Origin of the sequence: Pseudomonas solani (genome assembly GCF_026072635.1) — a bacterium.
GTDB classification, from domain to species: Bacteria; Pseudomonadota; Gammaproteobacteria; order Pseudomonadales; family Pseudomonadaceae; genus Metapseudomonas; species Metapseudomonas solani.
Map to the genome: position 1 here is coordinate 1,190,553 of NZ_AP023081.1, position 19,538 is coordinate 1,210,090.

18 protein-coding genes, 2 tRNA genes and 2 pseudogenes are annotated in these 19,538 nt (G+C 66.7%); 16 read left to right on the forward strand and 6 right to left on the reverse strand.

The window, feature by feature from the left end; genetic code table 11:
• Window positions 1-96 precede the first annotated feature (96 nt).
• The 10 genes and pseudogenes from PSm6_RS05585 to PSm6_RS05630 all read left to right on the forward strand — a co-directional run bounded on the left by PSm6_RS05585 (window position 97) and on the right by PSm6_RS05630 (window position 8,796).
• Window positions 97-1,059 carry a YbgA family protein gene (locus PSm6_RS05585; protein WP_021222248.1) on the forward strand — a complete coding sequence of 321 codons (963 nt, stop codon included), beginning with the start codon at window positions 97-99 and terminating at the stop codon, window positions 1,057-1,059.
• Between the two features lie 2 nt (window positions 1,060-1,061).
• On the forward strand, window positions 1,062-2,021 hold the full coding sequence (locus PSm6_RS05590; protein ID WP_021222247.1) for a MerR family transcriptional regulator: 960 nt from the start codon (window positions 1,062-1,064) through the stop codon (window positions 2,019-2,021).
• Window positions 2,009-3,441: pseudogene (gene phrB, locus PSm6_RS05595) on the forward strand (deoxyribodipyrimidine photo-lyase). The gene PSm6_RS05590 and the pseudogene phrB overlap by 13 nt, the downstream one beginning before the upstream one ends.
• A complete protein-coding gene (locus PSm6_RS05600; RefSeq protein WP_021222245.1) occupies window positions 3,438-3,860 on the forward strand; it encodes a nuclear transport factor 2 family protein in 423 nt (140 codons plus the stop codon). Before phrB ends, PSm6_RS05600 begins: the two are co-directional and overlap by 4 nt.
• Window positions 3,857-4,621 carry an SDR family NAD(P)-dependent oxidoreductase gene (locus tag PSm6_RS05605; RefSeq protein ID WP_021222244.1) on the forward strand — a complete coding sequence of 255 codons (765 nt, stop codon included), beginning with the start codon at window positions 3,857-3,859 and terminating at the stop codon, window positions 4,619-4,621. Before PSm6_RS05600 ends, PSm6_RS05605 begins: the two co-directional genes overlap by 4 nt.
• Window positions 4,618-5,865: an NAD(P)/FAD-dependent oxidoreductase gene (locus tag PSm6_RS05610; RefSeq protein WP_021222243.1), complete on the forward strand. Its 1,248-nt coding sequence runs from the start codon at window positions 4,618-4,620 to the stop codon at window positions 5,863-5,865. The genes PSm6_RS05605 and PSm6_RS05610 overlap by 4 nt, the downstream gene beginning before the upstream one ends.
• Window positions 5,862-6,662 carry a DUF1365 domain-containing protein gene (locus PSm6_RS05615; RefSeq protein ID WP_021222242.1) on the forward strand — a complete coding sequence of 267 codons (801 nt, stop codon included), beginning with the start codon at window positions 5,862-5,864 and terminating at the stop codon, window positions 6,660-6,662. Before PSm6_RS05610 ends, PSm6_RS05615 begins: the two co-directional genes overlap by 4 nt.
• A complete protein-coding gene (locus tag PSm6_RS05620) occupies window positions 6,649-7,920 on the forward strand; it encodes an SAM-dependent methyltransferase (RefSeq protein ID WP_021222241.1) in 1,272 nt (423 codons plus the stop codon). Before PSm6_RS05615 ends, PSm6_RS05620 begins: the two co-directional genes overlap by 14 nt.
• Window positions 7,913-8,422, forward strand: a complete 510-nt coding sequence (locus PSm6_RS05625) for a DUF2878 domain-containing protein (RefSeq protein WP_021222240.1) — start codon at window positions 7,913-7,915, stop codon at window positions 8,420-8,422. Before PSm6_RS05620 ends, PSm6_RS05625 begins: the two co-directional genes overlap by 8 nt.
• A 47-nt stretch (window positions 8,423-8,469) precedes the next feature.
• Window positions 8,470-8,796 carry a YkgJ family cysteine cluster protein gene (locus PSm6_RS05630; protein ID WP_021222239.1) on the forward strand — a complete coding sequence of 109 codons (327 nt, stop codon included), beginning with the start codon at window positions 8,470-8,472 and terminating at the stop codon, window positions 8,794-8,796.
• A 723-nt stretch (window positions 8,797-9,519) separates the two neighbouring features.
• Here the strand turns inward: PSm6_RS05630 and PSm6_RS05635 are convergent.
• The 6 genes from PSm6_RS05635 to hemA all read right to left on the reverse strand — a co-directional run bounded on the left by PSm6_RS05635 (window position 9,520) and on the right by hemA (window position 14,871).
• Entirely contained in the window at window positions 9,520-10,035 is a 516-nt protein-coding gene (locus PSm6_RS05635; RefSeq protein ID WP_031287208.1) for an acyloxyacyl hydrolase, read from the reverse strand.
• Window positions 10,036-10,146: 111 nt separating this feature from the next.
• Complete coding sequence (gene murI / locus PSm6_RS05640) at window positions 10,147-10,944, reverse strand: glutamate racemase (RefSeq protein ID WP_265169721.1); 798 nt, start codon at window positions 10,942-10,944, stop codon at window positions 10,147-10,149.
• Window positions 10,937-11,692: a molybdopterin-synthase adenylyltransferase MoeB gene (locus tag PSm6_RS05645; protein ID WP_021217945.1), complete on the reverse strand. Its 756-nt coding sequence runs from the start codon at window positions 11,690-11,692 to the stop codon at window positions 10,937-10,939. Before PSm6_RS05645 ends, murI begins: the two co-directional genes overlap by 8 nt.
• Window positions 11,686-12,516, reverse strand: a complete 831-nt coding sequence (gene prmC / locus PSm6_RS05650) for a peptide chain release factor N(5)-glutamine methyltransferase (protein ID WP_021217946.1) — start codon at window positions 12,514-12,516, stop codon at window positions 11,686-11,688. Before prmC ends, PSm6_RS05645 begins: the two co-directional genes overlap by 7 nt.
• 1 nt (window position 12,517) lies before the next feature.
• The gene (gene prfA, locus PSm6_RS05655) at window positions 12,518-13,600 is read right to left on the reverse strand and encodes a peptide chain release factor 1 (RefSeq protein ID WP_021217947.1); all 1,083 of its coding nucleotides are present in this window, start codon (window positions 13,598-13,600) and stop codon (window positions 12,518-12,520) included.
• Window positions 13,597-14,871 carry a glutamyl-tRNA reductase gene (hemA, locus tag PSm6_RS05660; protein WP_031287209.1) on the reverse strand — a complete coding sequence of 425 codons (1,275 nt, stop codon included), beginning with the start codon at window positions 14,869-14,871 and terminating at the stop codon, window positions 13,597-13,599. Before hemA ends, prfA begins: the two co-directional genes overlap by 4 nt.
• Window positions 14,872-15,056: 185 nt before the next feature.
• Between hemA and PSm6_RS05665 the strand changes: the two genes are divergently transcribed.
• The 6 genes and pseudogenes from PSm6_RS05665 (at window position 15,057) to PSm6_RS05690 (ending at window position 19,531) form a co-directional block, all read left to right on the forward strand.
• Complete coding sequence (locus PSm6_RS05665) at window positions 15,057-16,784, forward strand: tetratricopeptide repeat protein (RefSeq protein ID WP_021217949.1); 1,728 nt, start codon at window positions 15,057-15,059, stop codon at window positions 16,782-16,784.
• Between the two features lie 3 nt (window positions 16,785-16,787).
• Complete coding sequence (gene lolB, locus PSm6_RS05670; RefSeq protein ID WP_021217950.1) at window positions 16,788-17,405, forward strand: lipoprotein insertase outer membrane protein LolB; 618 nt, start codon at window positions 16,788-16,790, stop codon at window positions 17,403-17,405.
• Window positions 17,406-17,412: 7 nt separating this feature from the next.
• Window positions 17,413-18,263, forward strand: a pseudogene (gene ispE / locus PSm6_RS05675) (4-(cytidine 5'-diphospho)-2-C-methyl-D-erythritol kinase).
• A 35-nt stretch (window positions 18,264-18,298) separates the two neighbouring features.
• Window positions 18,299-18,373, forward strand: a tRNA-Gln gene (locus tag PSm6_RS05680).
• Window positions 18,374-18,427: 54 nt separating this feature from the next.
• Window positions 18,428-18,502: transfer RNA gene (locus PSm6_RS05685), tRNA-Gln, on the forward strand.
• Window positions 18,503-18,589: 87 nt separating this feature from the next.
• On the forward strand, window positions 18,590-19,531 hold the full coding sequence (locus PSm6_RS05690; RefSeq protein ID WP_021220434.1) for a ribose-phosphate pyrophosphokinase: 942 nt from the start codon (window positions 18,590-18,592) through the stop codon (window positions 19,529-19,531).
• Window positions 19,532-19,538: the final 7 nt, after the last annotated feature.

The window sequence follows — 19,538 nt, forward strand, 5'->3', positions numbered from 1 at the left end:
AGTTGTACAAGACTATTGATTTGTACAATGACACGCCTATCATGAACACAGGTTGTACAAATAACATAACCTGTACAAGTTCATCCGAGGCACCGCATGTCCAGCGCCCCCACTGCCCAGCCCCCCAAGATCGGCATCAGCGCCTGCCTGATGGGCGAGGAAGTCCGCTTCAATGGCGGGCACAAGGAATCCCGACTGTGCAGCCAATTTCTCGCCCGCCACCTGGAATTCGTCCGCGTCTGCCCGGAGGTCGGCATCGGCCTCGGCACGCCGCGCCCGACCCTGCGCCTGGTGGGCGACCCCGCCGCCCCGCGCGCCGTGGGCAGCCGCGACGAGCGTGACGTCAGCGATGCCCTGCGCGACTACGGCCGGCAGACCGCCGAGCGCCTGGACGACCTGGACGGCTTCATCTTCATGCAGAAGTCACCTTCCTGCGGCCTATACCGCGTCAAGGTCTACCAGGACAACGGCTACCCCGCCGAAGGCGGCGGGCGCGGCCTGTTCGCCGAGACCTTCTGCGCCGCCCGCCCCGACCTGCCGGTGGAGGAAGAAGGCCGCCTGTGCGACCCGGTGCTGCGGGAGAATTTCCTCACCCGCGTCTACGCCCACGCCGATTGGCGCGCCCTGCTGGCCGAGGGGCTGACCCGGCGCGGCATCCTCGAATTCCACGCCCGCTACAAGTACCAGCTGATGGCCAGCGACCCCGCGCGCTACCGCGCCCTCGGGCGGATGCTCGGCGGCATCGGCGAGCACCACCCCGAGGAACTGGCACCGCGTTACTTCAGCGAGCTGATGAAGGGCCTCAGCCGCTGCGCCACCCGGGGTACCCACAGCAACGTGCTGCAGCACATCAGCGGTTACCTGAAGGGCTCCCTGGGGCGTGACGAGAAGGCCGAGATGCAGCGCCTGATCGAGCAGTACCGCACCGGCATCGTGCCGCTGGTGGTGCCGCTCACCCTGCTCAAGCACCACTTCGCCCGCCACCCGCATCCCTACATCGCGCAGCAGGCCTACCTGCAGCCGCATCCCGAAGACCTCAGCCTGCGCAACGCCATCTAGCCATGGACGATTACGACGACACGCCGCTCGACGGCGACTTCCAGGCCGCACTCGCCCGGGGCCTGCTGCCCATCCGCGAGGTGGCGCGGCTCACCGGCGTCAACCCGGTGACCCTGCGCGCCTGGGAACGCCGCTACGGCCTGGTGCTGCCCCAGCGCACCGCCAAGGGCCACCGCCTGTATGCGCCGGAGCATGTGGCGCGCATCCACGCCGTGCTCACCTGGCTCGACCGTGGCGTACCGGTGGGCCAGGTGAAGGGGTTGCTGCGGGGCGGTCAGCACGCCGGACTCTCGTCTTCCTCGCTGTGGGACGAGCAGCGTCATCAGTTGCTGGAGGCCATCGGCGCCCTGGCAGAGCGCCGCCTCGACGAGCGCTTCAACGCCGCGTTGTCGATCTACCCCCCGCTGACGCTGTGCCAGCAACTGCTGCTGCCCCTGCTCGAAGCACTGGAAACCCGCTGGGGCGATGCCTATGGCGCGCGCCTGGAGCGGGTGTTCTTCAACGCCTGGCTGCGCAGCAAGCTGGGCGCGCGCATCTACCACAACAACCGCCAGCATGGCGGCGCCCCGCTGTTGCTGCTCAACCCCTGTGAACACCCCATGGCGCCGGGCCTGTGGATAAGCGCCTGGCTGGCCAGCAATGCCGGCTGCGCGGTGGAGGTGCTGGAGTGGCCGATACCCGCCGCCGAGCTGCCCCTGGCCATCGCCCGTATCGAGCCCCGCGCCCTGCTGCTGTATGCCGAACAAGCCCTGGCCGGCCCCAGCCTGGCGCGCCTGCTGGCCGACCACGGCTGCCCGCTGGTGCTGGCCGGGCCCGCCGTGCGCATCCACCAGCGCGAGCTGCAAGAGCTGGCCGCACAAGGCATCCGCCCCCCTCTCGCCGACGACCCGGTCGCGGCCCTGCAAACCCTGACCAGCCTTGGTGTGCTGGCCAGGCCCGAGGATCTTCCATGCGCCAACTGATGTGGTTCCGCTGCGACCTGCGCGTCCAGGACAACACGGCCCTGTCCGCCGCGATGGCCGCCGGGCCGACCCTGGCCCTCTACCTGCTCAGCCCCAGCCAGTGGCAGGAACACGACGACGCCCCCGCCAAGGTGGACTTCTGGCTGCGCAACCTGGCCTCGCTGCAGGCCGAGTTGGCGCGCCTCAACGTGCCGCTGCTGATCCGCCGCGCCGACCTCTGGGACGAAGCCCCCGAAGCCGTCGCCCGCCTGTGCCACGAGCACCAGGTCAGCGCCGTGCACGTCAACGAGGAGTACGGCATCAACGAGAGCCAGCGCGATGCCGCCGTCAAGGCACGCCTGCAGGCCGACGGCCTGCGCCTGCGCAGCCATCTCGACCAACTGCTGTTCAAGCCGGGCAGCGTGCTGACCAAGAGCGACAGCTACTTCCAGGTCTTCAGCCAGTTCCGCAAGGCCTGCTACGCGCGGCTGCACAGCGCCCTGCCCCACAGTGCGCCGCTGCCGAAAAAGCAGGAGCCGCTGGATATCGAAAGCAGCGCCGTACCCGCCACGGTGAAGGGTTTCCACACCCCACCCGCCAGCCTGCAAGCGCTCTGGCCCGCCGGCGAAGAGGAAGCGGGCCGCCGCCTGGAGGCGTTCGCCGACCAGCAGATCGAGCACTACCAGGACGAACGCGACTTCCCCGCACACCCCGGCACCAGCCAGCTGTCGCCCTACCTCGCCGCCGGCGTGCTGTCGCCACGGCAATGCCTGCATGCCGCGCTGCGCAGCAACCAGGGCGAGTTCGAGTCGGGCAACGCCGGCGCCGTCACCTGGATCAACGAACTGCTCTGGCGCGAGTTCTACAAGCACATCCTCGTGGGCTACCCACGCGTCAGCCGCCACCGCGCCTTCCGCGCCGACACCGAAGCGCTGCGCTGGCGCGATGCCCCGAAGACCTGGAAGCCTGGCAACAGGGGCGTACCGGCATCCCCATCGTCGACGCGGCGATGCGCCAATTGCTGGCCACCGGCTGGATGCACAACCGCCTGCGCATGGTGGTGGCCATGTTCCTCACCAAGAACCTGCTGATCGACTGGCGCGAGGGCGAGCGCTGGTTCATGCGCCACCTGATCGACGGTGACCTGGCGGCCAACAACGGCGGCTGGCAGTGGAGCGCCTCCACCGGCACCGATGCCGCGCCCTACTTCCGCATCTTCAATCCGGTCAGCCAGTCCCAGCGCTTCGACCCGCAAGGGGTGTTCATCCGCCAGTGGCTGCCGGAGCTGGCAAGCCTGGACAAGAAGGACATCCACGACCCGGCCGCCCGTGGCGGGCTGTTCCTGCCGGAAGGTTATCCACAGCCGATGGTGGACCTCTCCTCCAGCCGCGACCGGGCCATCGCCGCCTTCCGCAGCCTGCCCAAGGCGGTCACGGCATGAGCGCCTTCCTGCAACGTTTCGCCGAGGACTTCGCGCGCCTGGGCCGCGACAACCTCGACCTGCTCGCCACGCTGTACAGCGAGGACGCCCAGTTCACCGACCCGCTGCACCATGTCGAAGGGTTGCCCGCCATCCGCCGCTACTTCGCCGGGCTCTACGAGAACGTCAACGACCTGAACTTCGAGTTCCACGGCTATGACCAGGCGGGTGAAGGCCAAGGCTACCTGCGCTGGACCATGACCTATCGCCACCCACGCCTGGCAGGCGGCCGCCCGATTGCGGTGGAAGGCTGCTCGCACCTGCGCTGGAACGAACGGGTGTACTACCACCGCGACTACTTCGATGCCGGCGCGCTGCTCTATGAACACGTGCCGCTGCTGGGCGGGGTGGTCCGCTTGCTAAAGGGGCGACTGGCATGAACGACTCCCGACGCATCTGGCTCACCGGCGCCAGCAGCGGCATCGGCGCCGAACTGGCCGAACTGCTGCTCCGGGACGGGCACCGTCTCGCCCTCAGCGCCCGCCGCAGCGGCCCGCTGGAAACCCTGCAGCAGCGCTTCCCCGAGCAGGTACTGCTGGTGCCGGGCGACCTGACCGACGCCGCCCAGGTCACCGCCATGGGCGAACGCATCGCTCGGCACTGGGGCGCGCTGGACTGCGCGATCCTTAACGCCGGCACCTGCGAATACCTGGAAGCCGGGCGGTTCGACGCCGACCTGGTCGAGCGCGTGGTAGCCGCCAACCTGCTCGCCCCGGCGCGCTGCATCGAAGCCGCCCTGCCCCTGCTGCGCAAGGGCGAACGGCCGCACCTGGTCGGCGTGGTCAGCGCCGTCACCCACTTCGCCCTGCCTCGCGCCGAAGCCTATGGCGCCTCCAAGGCCGGCTTGCGCTACCTGCTGGAATCCCTGCGCGTGGACCTGGCCCACGAAGGCCTCGACGTCACGCTGGTGAGCCCCGGCTTCGTCGACACGCCGCTGACCCAGCGCAACGACTTCCCCATGCCCATGCGCTGGTCGACGCAACGTGCCGCGCACCACATCGTCCGGCGGCTGCAGCGGCGGCCGCTGGAAATCGCCTTCCCGGGCCCCTTCATCCTCGCCCTGCGCCTGCTCGCCCGGCTGCCGGCGCGGATGCGCCTGGCCCTGGGCCGACGCCTGGCCCGTAACGGAGCTCCCCAATGAAAGTCGCCATCATCGGCAGCGGCATTTCCGGTCTCACCTGCGCCTGGTTGCTGGCCCGCCAGCACGATATCCAGCTGTTCGAAGCCAGCGACTGGATCGGCGGCCACACCCACACGGTGGACGTGCACCTGCAGGGGCGTGACTACGCCGTGGACACCGGCTTCATCGTCTTCAACGACTGGACCTACCCCAACTTCATCCGCCTGATGGAGCGCCTGGGCGTGGCCAGCCAACCCACCGAGATGAGCTTCTCGGTGCACGACCCGGCCAGCGGCCTGGAGTACAACGGCAACAACCTCAACAGCCTCTTCGCCCAGCGGCGCAACCTGCTCTCGCCGGGTTTCTGGGGCATGCTGCGAGAAATCCTGCGCTTCAACCACGACGCCCAGGCGGACCTCGACGCGGGCCGCATCAACCCCGCCATCACCCTCGGCGACTACCTGCGCATGGGCGGTTATGGCGAGCGCTTCCGCGATCACTACCTGGTACCGATGGGGGCGGCGATCTGGTCCATGCCGCTGGACGACATGCTGGCCTTCCCGCTGCAGTTCTTCGTGCGCTTCTTCAAGAACCACGGCCTGCTCTCGGTCAACGACCGCCCGCAATGGCGGGTGATCAGCGGGGGCTCGCGCAGCTACGTGGCGCCACTGACGGCCAGCTTCGCCGACCACATCCGCCTGTCCTGCCCGGTGACCTGGGTCGAGCGCGATGCCGAGGGCGTGACCCTGCACAGCGCCGCCGGCAGCGAGCGCTTCGACAAGGTGGTATTCGCCTGCCACAGCGACCAGGCACTGGCCCTGCTGGCCCAGCCGAGCGCGACCGAGGCCGAGGTACTGGGCGCCCTGCCCTATGCCGACAACGAGGTGGTGCTGCACACCGACACGCGCCTGCTGCCGCGCCGGCCACTGGCCTGGGCCAGCTGGAACTACCGCCTGGGCGGCCCCCGCCAGCGTCCGGCGGCCGTGACCTACAACATGAACATCCTCCAGGGCATCCAGGCGCCGGAAACCTTCTGCGTCAGCCTCAACCAGGGCGAAGCCATCGACCCCGCGCGCGTCCTCGCCCGCTTCAGCTACGCCCATCCGCAGTTCAGCCTCGAGGGCGTCCGCGCCCAGGCGCGCTGGGAGGAGATCAACGCCAAGCAGCACAGCTACTTCTGCGGTGCCTACTGGGGCAACGGCTTCCACGAGGATGGCGTGGTCAGCGCCCTGCGCGTGGCCCGTGAGTTCGGGGAATCCCTGTGAACAGCGCCCTCTACAGCGGCTGGGTCAGGCACCGGCGGCACCAGCCCCGGGCCCACGCCTTCCGCTACCGCATCGGCCTGCTTTACCTGGACCTGGACGAGCAGGAACAGGTGCTCGGCCTCTCTCCGCTCGCCGGACCGGGACGCTTCGCGCCCTTCGCCTTTCGCGAGCGCGACTTCCTGCCGCAGTTCACCGGCACCGGCATGCGCCTCGCCGAAGCCGTGCGCCAGCGCGTCGGCGAGGCCCTGGGGCGGCGCCCCGAAGGCGCCATCCGCCTGCTGGCCCAGGCCCGCAGTTGGGGGCTGGCCTTCAACCCGGCGAGCTTCTTCTACTGCCATGACGCCGACGGAACGCTGATGGCGATCCTCTGCGAGGTGACCAACACGCCCTGGCGCGAGCGCTACCACTACGTGGTGCCGGCGCAGGGCGAGGGCCACCAGCGAGTGCGGGTGGACAAGGCCTTCCACGTCTCGCCCTTCCTGCCCCGCGAGCTGGAGTACCGCATGGCCTTCAGCCCGGTGGGCCCACGCCTGGCGGTGCACATGGAGGACTGGCAGGGCGACACCCGGCTGTTCGACGCGACCCTCGACCTGGAGCGCCACGAACTCGACCGCGCCAGCCTGCACCGCTACCTCGCGCGCTTTCCCTGGATGACGGCCAAGACCGTCCTGGGCATCTACTGGCAGGCCCTGCGCCTGCTGCTCAAACGCCTGCCTCTGTTCTCCCACCAGGCGGCGGACGGCGCCTACCGCGTCGCCACCACGCATTCGAAGGAGCATCACCATGAAGAGCACTAGTCTCGGCATCAAGCCGGGCCTGTTCGGCACCACCGGCCTGGCCGGCGGCCTGTTGCGCCGGCTGGTGCTGGCCCAGCTGGAAGGGCTGCGCCACGGCCAGTTGACCGTGCTGGAGGACGGCGAGGAACGGGTCTTCGGCGACGCTCAGGCTGAACTCAGGGCACGTATCGAGGTGCAGGATGCGGCGGTCTGGCCGCTGGTGGCGGCCAACGGCTCCATCGGCTCGGGGGAGGCCTATATCCACGGTTACTGGACCACGCCGGACCTCACGGCGGTGATCCGCGTGTTCGTCGCCAACCTGGATGTGCTCGACGGCATGGAACGCGGCCTGGCTTTGCTGGGGAGGCCCCTGGTGCAGGGCCTGCACTGGCTCAACCGCAACACCCGGGCCGGCTCGCGGCGCAACATCGCCGCCCATTACGACCTGGGCAACGACCTGTTCGAGCAGATGCTCGACCCCACCATGATGTACTCCGCCGCGCAGTTCGCCAGCCCCGAGCAGAGCCTGGAGCAGGCCCAGTTGAACAAGCTGGAACGCATCTGCCGCAAGCTCGACCTCAAGCCCGACGACCACCTGCTGGAGATCGGCACCGGCTGGGGCAGCATGGCGCTCTACGCCGCCACCCACCACGGCTGCCGGGTGACGACCACTACCCTGTCCCGCGAGCAGTACGAGTACACCCGCCAGCGCATCGAGGAGCAGGGCCTGCAATCACGCGTCACCCTGCTGCTGCAGGACTACCGCGACCTCGACGGGCGCTTCGACAAGCTGGTCTCCATCGAGATGGTCGAGGCGGTGGGCCACCGCTTCCTGCCCGCCTATTTCAAGCAGTGCGCACGCCTGCTCAAGGACGACGGGCTGATGCTGCTGCAGGCCATCACCATGCGCGACCAGCGTTACGAGCAGGCCAAACGCAGCGTCGACTTCATCCAGCGCTACATCTTCCCCGGGGGCGCCCTGCCCTCGGTGCAGAAGATGCTGGAGGTGATCACCCGCCACAGCGACATGAACCTGCTGCACATGGAGGACTTCGGTCCCCACTACGCACGCACCCTGCGCCACTGGCACGACAACCTGCGCGCAGCGCGCGGGCGCCTGGAGCAACTGGGCTACGACGAAACCTTCTACCGGCTCTGGGAGTTCTACCTGTGCTACTGCGAGGGTGGCTTCCTGGAGCGCGCCATCGGCACCGCACAGTTGGTGCTGGCCAAGCCCGGCGCGCGCCCGCCGTCACTGCTCGGCCGCCTGGATGCCTAGGCAGCTGGCCAATGCGGTGCTGTTCCAGCTGGGCTGGTTCGCCTGCCTGTTCGCCGCCAACCAGCCGCTCCTGCTGCTGGTGGCGCCGGCGATCCTGGCGCTGCACGTCCTCTGCATCGGCTCCTGGTCGGAGGATGGCCGCCTGGTGATCGCGGTGACGCTGCTGGGCAGCCTGCTGGACTGCCTGTTGCTCAACCTCGGCCTGTTCGACTTCGGCTACGGCGGGCACCTGATCCCGCCCTGGCTGGTATTGCTCTGGGCACTGCTGGGCACCACGCTCAACCATTGCCTGGCCTGGACTGCCCGGCCCTGGTGGCTGGCCAGCCTGCTGGGCGCCATCGCCGCACCGCTGTCGTACCTGGCCGGCGCGCGCGTGGCCGGGGTCGGCCTGCCCTTCGGCACGCTGCCGAGCCTGCTGGTACTGGCGCTCATCTGGGCCGCCGTGTTGCCGTTGCTGCATCGCCTGGCGAGGCAGTTGAAGCGGCCAAGGCCGAGCACCTGATCGCCCCGGCAACCGGAGCGCATGCCTTTGCCGTAAACTCCGCGCCCATGAGCCCTTCGCTGATTCCCGTCCAACAACTGCCTGCCGCCCCCGAGATCACCTGCGCCACCTGCGCCGCCTGCTGCTGCCAGCTGGAAGTGATGCTGATCACCGACACCGGCGTGCCCGAACGCTTCATCGAAACCGATGACTGGGGCGGCGACGTCATGGCGCGCCTGGACGACGGCTGGTGCGCCGCGCTGGACCGCGACACCATGCTCTGCACCATCTACGAAAACCGCCCGCTGATCTGCCGCGAGTTCGAGATGGGCGAAGCCGATTGCCTGGATGAACGCCGGGGCATCGACAGCGCCTATGGGCGGGGCGCGGCCTGAGCGCCCTGACGGCCCCGGGCTGAAGCCCGGGCTACGAAGCCTGCGTGTGGGAAGTCCCTGGAGAAGGGGCGGCCTGCATGGGGAATGAATTTCCCCCTACCAATAGTTCTCGTGCCGGCATCGTTGGGCGAATGAATTGGTTCTGTCTGCGTTAGCTGTTGTGGTTTTAATGCAAGCGCTCAAGCACGGCTATTTCCGGGCACCTAAGGGTTTGTGCCACCTCCACCGCATGGGTTTCGCTGCGCTCTACCCATCCTACGAAAGCCGCCGTCACGTGCGCGCTGGGTTGGTGCGCACATCAAGGTAAGGATTCGAGCGAAGAAAGTTGGAGCAGCCGCCAACGCCCCTCCAGGAGGCCGAACGCAGTCGTTGCGTCGGGGGACGAGCGGCATGGATGCCGCGAGAGGCGCGCCAGGCCATGGATGGCCCATCGCGCCGGCCCCCGATAGCGACGATGGAGTGAGGGAACCCCGGCGAAGCCGGGGCCGGATGATGGGGCAAGCCTCTTTGGTTTCTTTCTTGGCGACTGAAGAAAGAGACTCGCCCGGGTGGGCGAAACCAGAAGCACCAACAAAACTCGGCAATCAGCTGGGCTCAATTCTTCTAGCAACACTTAACGCAGACAGAGCCAATGAATTCGCCCCTACGAAAAGGCGCTGGGCGGGATATCCAAAGGCCATAAAAAAACCGGGCGCTGGGCCCGGTTCTTCGTGTCACTCGCGCTTAGAAGGAAACGCGGTAGTGCAGGCTGTACGCCTCGACGCCATCGTTCGGCTGCTTGATGCCGGCGTTGGAGTAGTGAATGGCGCGAACGCCGACTTCCTGGTTGCTGAAGCGCAGGCCGGCGCCGATGCGGTCTTCGAACTGGAAGGAGGAGCCCAGCTCGTTGTCTTCCAGTTCGGTATTGGCGAACAGGGCGACACCGATGCCAGCTTCGACATAAGGCTTCACGGTTTCGCCGGCGAACTCGTAGACGAACACCGGGGCGAAGGAAATGCTGTGGTTGCTGGAGGTCTTGTCGCCGTCCCAGTAGGTGTAGCCGGCATCCCAGTAGCCGGTCAGGCGGCCGACGTCGGTCTGGAACCAGCTGCTGGAGAAATCGAACTGGGTAGCGAGGCGATAGACCATGGTCGATTCGCCGGTCTGACCAACATCGAGAGAAACATCAGCTGCCTGCGCTGCAACAGCTTGCCCTACGCAAATGGCTGCAACGGCAGCCAAAGAGAACAGTTTCTTCATGGAAACTTCCTTATTCAGACTTAATCGACAGGTTCAAAACGTACGATTTGTAGCGATTATAGATACGTTTGGACTAAGAGAAAGACGGCCCCTGGCAAGTTCAAGGTATTTTTAAAAGCCGAGATCCGCTACGCAAACGGCCTCATTTCCCCATAGCGCAGGCAGCACATTCTGCATCGCTGCAGGCTCGCCACTGCTCCAGAAACGACAGGCTTGAGCCGGCCCACGCGCCAGCAGGTCACGGGCTTCGAGCAGGCGTTGCAGCTGCCGCGCCACCGCGGCGCCGGTGTCCACCAGGCGTACCGACTCAGGGACCATGCCAGCCAGCAACGGACGCAGGAAGGGGTAATGGGTGCAGCCGAGGATCAGCGTGTCGCAGCCCTCGGCCAACAGCGGTTGCACGTAGCCCCAGAGCAGCGCACGGGTCGCTTCGCTGTCGAGGTCACCCATCTCGATGCGCTCCACCAGGCCCGGGCAGGGCTGGGTGACCACACGCACGTCATTGGCGAACCGGTCGAGCAGCGCGGCGAACTTGGCGCTTTTCAGGGTACCGGTGGTGGCGAGCACGCCGACCACGCCGGAGCGCGTGGCGGCCGCTGCGGGCTTGACCGCCGGCTCCATGCCGACGATGGGCAGCTGTGGATAACGCTCTCGCAAGTCAGCTACCGCTGCGACTGTGGCGGTGTTGCAGGCCAGCACCAGCGCCTTGGCGCCGCGCTCCAGCAGGAAGCGGGTGATCACCTGGCTGCGCTCGCGGATGAAGTCCTGGCTCTTCTCGCCATAGGGGATATGGCCACTGTCGGCCACGTACATCAGGGATTCGCTCGGCAACAACGCGCGGATTTCGCGCAGCACCGAAAGGCCGCCGACGCCGGAGTCGAAGACGCCGACGGGGGCCTGGTCAGGCATGCCCATTCCCACAGACGGCACACCCCGGATCGCGCTTGACCCGCAGCTCGCGGAAGCGGCTGCCGAGGGCGTCCACCAGCAGCAGGCGGCCCACCAGGGGCTCGCCGAAACCGGCCAGCAGCTTGAGTGCTTCCAGGGCCTGCAGGCTGCCGACCATGCCCACCAGCGGGCCGACCACACCGGCTTCGCTGCAGGTCAACTCGGCTTCGCTGCCGTGGCCATAAAGGCAGTGGTAGCAGGGGCTATCGTCGCGTCGCGGGTCGAACACCGAAAGCTGGCCTTCGAGACGGATCGCAGCGCCGGAAACCAGCGGCTTGCGCGCGGCCACGCAGGCGGCGTTGACCGCCTCGCGGGTGCCGAAGTTGTCGGTGCAATCGAGCACCAGGTCCACGGCCGCGACGGCAGCAGCCAGGGAGTCGACATCCAGCGCGGCACGGTAAGGCACCAGGCGCACCTCGGGGTTGAGCGCGGTGAGCCGAGCCATGGCCGAGTCGACCTTGGGCTGCCCGACGCTCTGGCTGTCGTGGATGATCTGGCGCTGCAGGTTGGTCAGGTCGACGCTGTCGAAATCCGCCAGGTGCAGCTCGCCGACACCGGCAGCGGCCAGGTAGAGGGCGACCGGCGAGCCAAGGCCACCGACACCGACGATGAGTACACGGGCCTGCTTCAGGCGCAGCTGGCCATCGACGTCGATCTGCGGCAGGAGAATCTGCCGGCTGTAACGCAGGAGTTCTTCGTCGCTCAGCATGGCAGGCGGCCCAGGCTGATGCGTTCGTGGCCGCCCAGGTCGCGACGGCTTTCCACCGCCTCGAAGCCCTGGCGGGACAGCAGCTCGCGCACGGCGGCGGCCTGGTCGTAGCCATGTTCCAGCAGCAGCCAGCCACCGGCATTCAGGTGTGCGGGGGCTTCGCTGATGATCAGGCGGATGTCGTCCAGCCCGTCGGCACCGGAGACCAGCGCACTGGCCGGCTCGAAACGCACGTCACCTTCGCTCAGGTGCGGGTCGCGGGCGGCGATGTAGGGCGGGTTGCTGACGATGAGGTCGAAGCGCTCGCCAGCCAGGGCGGAGAACCAGTGGCCCTCGCGGAATTCGACGTTGTCCAGCTTCAGGCGTACGCGGTTGCGTTCGGCCAGGGCCACGGCATCGCCGATGCGGTCAACGCCGATCAGGCGCCAGCCCGGGCGCTCGCTGGCCAGGGCCAGGACGATGGCGCCGCTGCCGGTGCCCAGGTCGAGCACGCGGGCGGGGGTGGCCGGCACCAGGGCCAGGGCGCTTTCCACCAGCAGCTCGGTGTCGGGACGCGGGATCAGGGTGTGCGGGGCGACTTCCAGGTCCAGGCTCCAGAAGCCCTGCTGCCCGAGGATGTAGGCCACCGGCTCGCCGTTGCGCCGACGCTCCAGGTAGCTGGCGTAAAGCTCGGCGGCCTCGCCACTGACCACACGCTCGGGCCAGGTATGCAGGAAGCTGCGCGGCTTGCCCAGGGCGGCGGCGAGCAGCAGCTCGGCGTCCAGGCGGGCGCTCGGCGAGCCCGGCAGGCGGGCCTCGCTTAGCAGGCTGGCGATGATGGTCACGTCAGTCTCCCAGGGCGGCCAGCTGGTCGGCCTGGTATTCGGCGAGCAGCGGTTCGATGACCGCTTCGACGCCACCGGCGAGCACATCGTCCAGGGCGTAGAGGGTCAGGTTGATACGGTGATCGGTGACCCGCCCCTGGGGATAGTTGTAGGTGCGGATGCGCTCGGAACGGTCGCCGGAGCCCACCAGCAGCTTGCGGGTGTCGGAGATTTCCTTGTGCGCGGCGGCTTCCTGCTGGTCGTTCAGCCTGGCCGCCAGCCAGGCCATGGCCTTGGCGCGGTTCTTGTGCTGCGAGCGCTCTTCCTGGCACTCGACCACGATCCCGGAGGGGATGTGGGTGATGCGCACGGCGGAGTCGGTCTTGTTCACGTGCTGGCCGCCGGCGCCGGAGGAGCGGTAGGTGTCCACGCGCAGGTCGGCCGGGTTGATCTCGATGGCGGCCTGTTCGTCCGGCTCGGGGAGCACGGCGACGGTGCAGGCGGAGGTGTGGATGCGGCCCTGAGATTCGGTTTCCGGCACCCGCTGCACGCGGTGCGCACCGGACTCGAACTTGAGCTTGGCGTAGACGTTGTCGCCCTCGACGCGGGCGATCACCTCTTTATAGCCACCGTGCTCGCCTTCGTTCTCGGAGAGGATCTCCACCCGCCAGCCCTGGCGCTCGGCATAGCGCGAGTACATGCGGAACAGGTCGCCGGAGAAGATAGCCGCCTCGTCGCCACCGGTGCCGGCGCGGATTTCGAGGAACACGTTGCGACCGTCGTTGGGGTCCTTGGGCAGCAGCATGCGCTGCAGGCGCGCCTCCAGCTCGACCAGCTGCTCGCGGGCCTGGGCGACTTCTTCCTCAGCCATCTCGCGCAGGTCCGGGTCGCTGTCCTTGAGCAGCGCCTGGGCGCCCTCGAGATCGGACTGCACCTTGCGGAATTCACGGAAGGCCAGGTAGACGGGCTCGACCTCGGCGTATTCCTTGGAATACGCGCGGAACTTGCTCTGGTCGCTGATGACTTCGGCATCGCCGAGCAGGGCCGTGAGTTCCTCGAAACGATCCTGGAGGATGTCGAGCTTGTTGAGCAGTGACGCTTTCATTGGGCTTGCTTGTCCGTGCCCTCGTCGAGGGCGAAGAGTTCCTGGGCCACGGCCAGCGCATCGAAGCGACCGTCGGCGGAGAGTTTTTTCAGCTGCACGCTGGGGGCATGCAGCAGCTTGTTGGTGAGCCCGCGGGCGAGCTGGGCCATGACATCTTCGGCGGAACTGCCGTTGGCCAGCATGCGCTGCGCCTTGGCCAGTTCCTCGTCACGGGTGCGTTCGGCCTGCTGGCGGTAGGCGCGCAGCACGTCCACGGCAGCCAGTTCGCGCAGGCGCTGCATGAACTCGACCACACCGCCACCGACCAGCTCCTCGGCGGCCTGGGCGGCGCCCTGGCGGCTCTTGAGGTTTTCGGCGACCACTTCGTGGAGGTCGTCGACGGTATAGAGGTAGACGTCGTCCAACTCGCCGACTTCGGGTTCGATGTCGCGCGGCACGGCGATGTCGACCATGAAGATCGGCTTGTGCTTGCGCTGCTTCAGCGCACGCTCGACCGCGCCCTTGCCGAGGATCGGCAACTGGCTGGCGGTGGAACTGATGACGATGTCGCTGTTGACCAGCTCGTCGGGGATATCGGCCAGCAGCACGGCGTGGGCACCGAACTGCTCGGCGAGCATGCTGGCGCGTTCGAGGGTGCGGTTGGCGACGACGATGCGCTTCACACCCTGCTCGTGCAGATGGCGGGCGACCAGGGTGATGGTCTCGCCGGCGCCGATGAGCAGCGCCTGGCTGCGGTGCATGTCGGTGAAGATCTGCTTGGCCAGGCTGACTGCGGCGAAGGCCACGGAGACCGGGTTCTCACCGATCGCGGTGTCGGTGCGCACGGTCTTGGCGGTGCTGAAGGTGGCCTGGAACAGCCGGCCCAGCAGCGGGCCGACGGTGCCGGCCTCACGCGCCACGGCGTAGGCGGACTTCATCTGGCCGAGGATCTGCGGCTCGCCGAGGACCATGGAGTCGAGCCCCGACGCGACACGCATCATGTGGCGTACGGCGGCATCGTCCTGGTGCACGTAGGCGCAGGCACGCAGCTCTTCGAGGCTGAGGTTGTGGTAGCCGGCCAGCCAGGCCAGGACTTCGTCGGCGCTGATCTGCTCCTGCTCCAGGTACAGCTCGCTGCGGTTGCAGGTGGAGAGGATCGCCGCCTCGCGGCTGGCCGTGAGGTTGCACAGCTGCCGCAGCGCCTCGACCAATTGCTCGGGAGTAAAAGCCACGCGCTCACGTACATCCACGGACGCGGTTTTGTGGTTGATACCGAGGGCAAGAAAGGCCATGCAGGGTCGCTAACGGAAACGGGAGGCGCGCAATTGTCCTCCTTCAACAGATTGAGAACAACCACCGCTCGCTATTGTCACAATCACCATGAACCGGCCCAACAATGTATCGGCCCTTGCCCCATGGGCTTGCCCAGCCGCTTGTGTCATGATGCTCCGACCGCAGGTTAGTCGCCTTTTCCCCTATGAATAAATCCTTCGCGTTGCTGACCGCCCTCCTGCTCGTTGGCGGTTGCCAGACCCTGGCCCCCACCTCGCCGGACGGCACGCCGCCGGTGGAAGACACCAGCCAGGCGCCCGATTCCAAGCCGGAAGTCTATGGCTCCTTCAGCCGCGACACGCTGTTCGCCCTGCTCTCCGCCGAAGTGGCCGGGCAGCGCAACCGCTTCGATATCGCCCTCGGCAACTATGTCCAGCAGGCCAATGCGACCCAGGACGCCGGCGTCGCCGAACGCGCCTTCCGCATCGCCGAGTACCTGGGGGCCGATCAGGCCGCACTGGACACCGCGCTGATCTGGGCGAAGAACGCGCCGGACAACCTCGACGCCCAGCGCGCCGCTGCCGTACAGCTCGCCCGTGGCGGCCGCTACGACGAATCCATGACCTATATGGAGAAGGTGCTACAGGGCCAAGGCGATACCCACTTCGATTTCCTCGCCCTCTCTGCCGCCGAGACCGACCCGGATACCCGCACCGGCCTGCTGCAAAGCTTCGACCGCCTGCTCGCCAAGTACCCGGACAACAGCCAGCTGGTGTTCGGCAAATCGGTGCTGCTGCAACAGGACGGCCGCACCGAAGAAGCGCTTGCGCTGCTGGAAGACATCCCCGCGGATGACCAGCAGATCCCGCCGATTCTTTTGCGCGCACGCCTGCTGCAAAGCCTGGACCGCACCGACGAAGCCCTGCCGCTGCTGCAGAAAGGCATCAAGCAGCACCCGGACGACAAACGCCTGCGCCTGACCTACGCGCGCCTGTTGGTAGAAGAGAACCGCCTGGACGAAGCCAAGTCCGAGTTCGCCGGCCTGGTGCAACAGTTCCCCGACGATGACGACCTGCGCTTCTCCCTGGCACTGGTGTGCATGGAAGGCGAGGCCTGGGACGAAGCCCAGGTCTACCTCGAAGAGCTGGTCGACCGTGGCAGCCACGTGGACTCCGCCCACTTCAACCTGGGCCAGGTCTACGAAAAGCGCGGCGACAAGGAAAGCGCGCTGATCGAGTACGCACTGGTCGGTGCCGGCAACGACTACCTGCCCGCGCAACTGCGCCAGACCGAGATCCTGCTGGACGCCAACCGCCCAGACGAAGCCGCCGCCCGCCTGGACAAGGCCCGCGACGCCCAGCCTGACTATGCCATCCAGCTGTACCTGATCGAGGCCGAGAGCTTCGCCGAGCGCCAGCAGCAGGACCGTTCCTGGAACGTCATCCAGCAAGGCCTGCAGCAATTCCCGGATGACCTCAACCTTCTCTATACCCGCGCGATGCTCGCGGAGAAGCGCGGCGACCTGGCGCAACTGGAGCGCGACCTGCGTTTCATCCTCGAGCGTGAACCGGAAAATGCCATGGCGCTCAACGCCCTCGGCTACACCCTGGCCGATCGCACCACGCGCTACGAGGAAGCCCGCCAACTGGTCGAAAAGGCATACCAACTCAAGCCGGACGACCCCGCCATTCTCGACAGCCTCGGCTGGATCAACTTCCGCCTGGGCAACATGGATGAAGCAGAACGCCTGCTGCGCCAGGCCCTGAAGGAATTCCCCGATCACGAAGTGGCCGCCCACCTGGGCGAAGTGCTCTGGGCCCGTGGCAAGCAGAGCGAAGCTCGCGAAGTCTGGTCCGAAGCCCTCAAGACCCAACCCGACAGCCCGATCCTGCGCGGCACCCTGCAGCGCCTGACCGGCTCCGAGACTCTTTGATCCATGCGTCTACGTTCACTGCTAGCCGCCGGCGCCCTGCTCCTGCTCACGGGCTGCGCCGGCCTCACCTCCCACGAAACCGTTGACGGCCAGGGCGACCCGGCGCAATGGAAAGTTCACAAGGAACAGGTCGCCGCGCTCGACGGCTGGCAGATCGCCGGCAAGGTCGGCATCCGCGCACCGAAGGACTCCGGCAGCGGCACGCTGTTCTGGCTGCAACGCCGCGACTATTACGACATCCGCCTTTCCGGCCCCCTGGGTCGCGGCGCGGCACGCCTCACCGGGCACCCGGGCGCCATTACCCTCGAAGTGGCCAACCAGGGTCGCTACGAAGCCGAATCCCCCGAAGCCCTGCTGGAAGAACAGCTCGGCTGGCGCCTGCCGGTGTCCCACCTGCAATGGTGGGTGCGCGGCCTGCCCGCCCCGGATAGCCGCAGCCGCCTGACCCTGGACGGCAAGAGCCACCTGGCGAGCCTCGAGCAGGACGGCTGGCAGGTGCAGTACCTCAGCTATGTGGAGCAGAACGGCTTCACCCTGCCCGAGCGCATCAAGCTCAAGGGCGCCGACCTCGACGTCACCCTGGTGATCAAGGACTGGCAGCCGCGCCAGCTCGGCCAGTAGGCGCACCATGCAGGACGCACAGCTGATCCTCCCGGCTCCGGCCAAGCTCAACCTCATGCTGCATATCCTCGGCCGCCGTGCCGACGGCTATCACGAGCTGCAGACCCTGTTCCAGTTCCTCGAACACGGCGACGAACTGGGCTTCACCCTGCGCCAGGATGGTGAAATCCACCTGCGCACCGAGGTGCCGGGCGTGCCCCATGAGAGCAACCTGATCGTCCGCGCCGCCAGGCGCCTGCAGCAGGAATCCGGCACCGCTCTCGGTGCCGATATCTGGCTGGACAAGCGCCTGCCCATGGGCGGCGGCATCGGCGGCGGCAGCTCGGATGCCGCCACTACCCTGCTCGGCCTCGACCACCTCTGGCAGACCCACCTGGGCGAGGACCGCCTCGCCGAACTGGGCCTGGCCCTGGGCGCCGATGTGCCGGTATTCGTACGCGGCCGTGCGGCCTTCGCCGAAGGTGTCGGCGAGCGCCTGCAGCCGGTCACCCTGCCCGAGCCCTGGTTCCTCGTCGCCGTACCGCAAGTCTTTGTCAGCACAGCGGAAGTTTTCACCGATCCCGAGTTGACACGGAATACTCCGCCCATTAATCTTCGCAGCCTTCTTGAGGGGGCGGTCGTAATGACTGTCAACCGGTAGTCGAGAAACGTTACCCGGATGTTCGTAACGCGCTGATCCTGTTGAATAATTTCACAGCAGCTAGACTGACCGGCACTGGAGCTTGTGTGTTTGGGAGCTTCCCAAACAAGGACGATGCTGATAAAGTCGCCCGCCAACTTCCAGCCACTCTGCCGAATTTCGTCGCGCGAGGAAGCAACATCTCGATGTTGCACCGCAAGCTCGGAATCCTGGCTTGAAAGAAGTGTTGCAAGTCCTCCGGTTATACCGATACAGGGGCGTCGCCAAGCGGTAAGGCAGCAGGTTTTGATCCTGCCATGCGTTGGTTCGAATCCAGCCGCCCCTGCCATAACCCTCCAAGGGTTCGGTACGACAAGGTCTTGCAAAGAGAGTTGAAACAGATAGGGGCGTCGCCAAGCGGTAAGGCAGCAGGTTTTGATCCTGCCATGCGTTGGTTCGAATCCAGCCGCCCCTGCCATACACGAGAAAGCTGTTCAAAAAGCACCTGTGCATTTTGAACAGCTTTTTATTCATCAGGTCCACCCTCAGCCGGCAGGTACTGCGCGTGTCCAAGATGATGGTCTTCACGGGGAACGCCAACCCCGATCTGGCGCGTCGCGTCGTACGTCAATTGCACATCCCCCTCGGTGATGCCTCCGTAGGCAAATTCTCCGACGGCGAGATCAGCGCTGAAATCAATGAAAACGTTCGCGGTAAGGACGTCTTCCTGATTCAGCCCACGTGCGCGCCCACCAACGACAACCTGATGGAACTGGTGGTGATGGCTGACGCCTTCCGCCGCTCCTCGGCGTCCCGTATCACTGCAGTGATCCCCTACTTCGGCTATGCCCGCCAGGACCGCCGCCCGCGTTCCGCTCGCGTGGCGATCAGCGCGAAGGTAGTGGCCGACATGCTCACCGTGGTCGGCGTCGACCGCGTGCTGACCGTCGACCTGCACGCCGACCAGATCCAGGGCTTCTTCGATATTCCGGTAGATAACATCTACGGCTCCCCCGTTCTGGTGGATGACATCGAAGACCAACGCTTCGACAACCTCATGATCGTCTCCCCGGACATCGGTGGCGTGGTGCGTGCTCGCGCCGTTGCCAAGTCCCTGGGTGTCGATCTGGCGATCATCGACAAGCGTCGTCCCAAGGCCAACCAGTCCGAAGTCATGCACATCATCGGTGATGTGGATGGCCGTACCTGCGTCCTGGTCGACGACATGGTCGATACCGCCGGCACCCTCGGCCACGCTGCCAAGGCCCTGAAGGACCACGGCGCCGCCAAGGTCTACGCCTACTGCACCCACCCGGTGCTGTCGGGCCGTGCCATCGAAAACATTGAAAACTCCGTGCTGGACGAGCTGGTGGTGACCAACACCATCCCCCTGTCCGCCGCGGCACAGGCCTGCTCGCGTATCCGTCAACTGGATATCGCGCCGGTCGTGGCTGAAGCGGTCCGCCGCATCAGCAATGAGGAATCGATCAGCGCGATGTTCCGCTAAGCGGACA

What these genes read in the sequence shown, in the direction of transcription:
- lolB (WP_021217950.1), top strand. Translation starts at nt 16,788, where the DNA reads ATGCGTCTACGTTCACTGCTAGCCGCCGGCGCCCTGCTCCTGCTCACG.
- PSm6_RS05630 (WP_021222239.1), top strand. Translation starts at nt 8,470, where the DNA reads ATGAGCCCTTCGCTGATTCCCGTCCAACAACTGCCTGCCGCCCCCGAG.
- PSm6_RS05610 (WP_021222243.1), top strand. Translation starts at nt 4,618, where the DNA reads ATGAAAGTCGCCATCATCGGCAGCGGCATTTCCGGTCTCACCTGCGCC.
- PSm6_RS05605 (WP_021222244.1), top strand. Translation starts at nt 3,857, where the DNA reads ATGAACGACTCCCGACGCATCTGGCTCACCGGCGCCAGCAGCGGCATC.
- PSm6_RS05665 (WP_021217949.1), top strand. Translation starts at nt 15,057, where the DNA reads ATGAATAAATCCTTCGCGTTGCTGACCGCCCTCCTGCTCGTTGGCGGT.
- hemA (WP_031287209.1), bottom strand. Translation starts at nt 14,871, where the DNA reads ATGGCCTTTCTTGCCCTCGGTATCAACCACAAAACCGCGTCCGTGGAT.
- PSm6_RS05590 (WP_021222247.1), top strand. Translation starts at nt 1,062, where the DNA reads ATGGACGATTACGACGACACGCCGCTCGACGGCGACTTCCAGGCCGCA.
- PSm6_RS05625 (WP_021222240.1), top strand. Translation starts at nt 7,913, where the DNA reads ATGCCTAGGCAGCTGGCCAATGCGGTGCTGTTCCAGCTGGGCTGGTTC.
- PSm6_RS05635 (WP_031287208.1), bottom strand. Translation starts at nt 10,035, where the DNA reads ATGAAGAAACTGTTCTCTTTGGCTGCCGTTGCAGCCATTTGCGTAGGG.
- PSm6_RS05620 (WP_021222241.1), top strand. Translation starts at nt 6,649, where the DNA reads ATGAAGAGCACTAGTCTCGGCATCAAGCCGGGCCTGTTCGGCACCACC.
- PSm6_RS05600 (WP_021222245.1), top strand. Translation starts at nt 3,438, where the DNA reads ATGAGCGCCTTCCTGCAACGTTTCGCCGAGGACTTCGCGCGCCTGGGC.
- murI (WP_265169721.1), bottom strand. Translation starts at nt 10,944, where the DNA reads ATGCCTGACCAGGCCCCCGTCGGCGTCTTCGACTCCGGCGTCGGCGGC.
- prfA (WP_021217947.1), bottom strand. Translation starts at nt 13,600, where the DNA reads ATGAAAGCGTCACTGCTCAACAAGCTCGACATCCTCCAGGATCGTTTC.
- PSm6_RS05645 (WP_021217945.1), bottom strand. Translation starts at nt 11,692, where the DNA reads ATGCTGAGCGACGAAGAACTCCTGCGTTACAGCCGGCAGATTCTCCTG.
- PSm6_RS05585 (WP_021222248.1), top strand. Translation starts at nt 97, where the DNA reads ATGTCCAGCGCCCCCACTGCCCAGCCCCCCAAGATCGGCATCAGCGCC.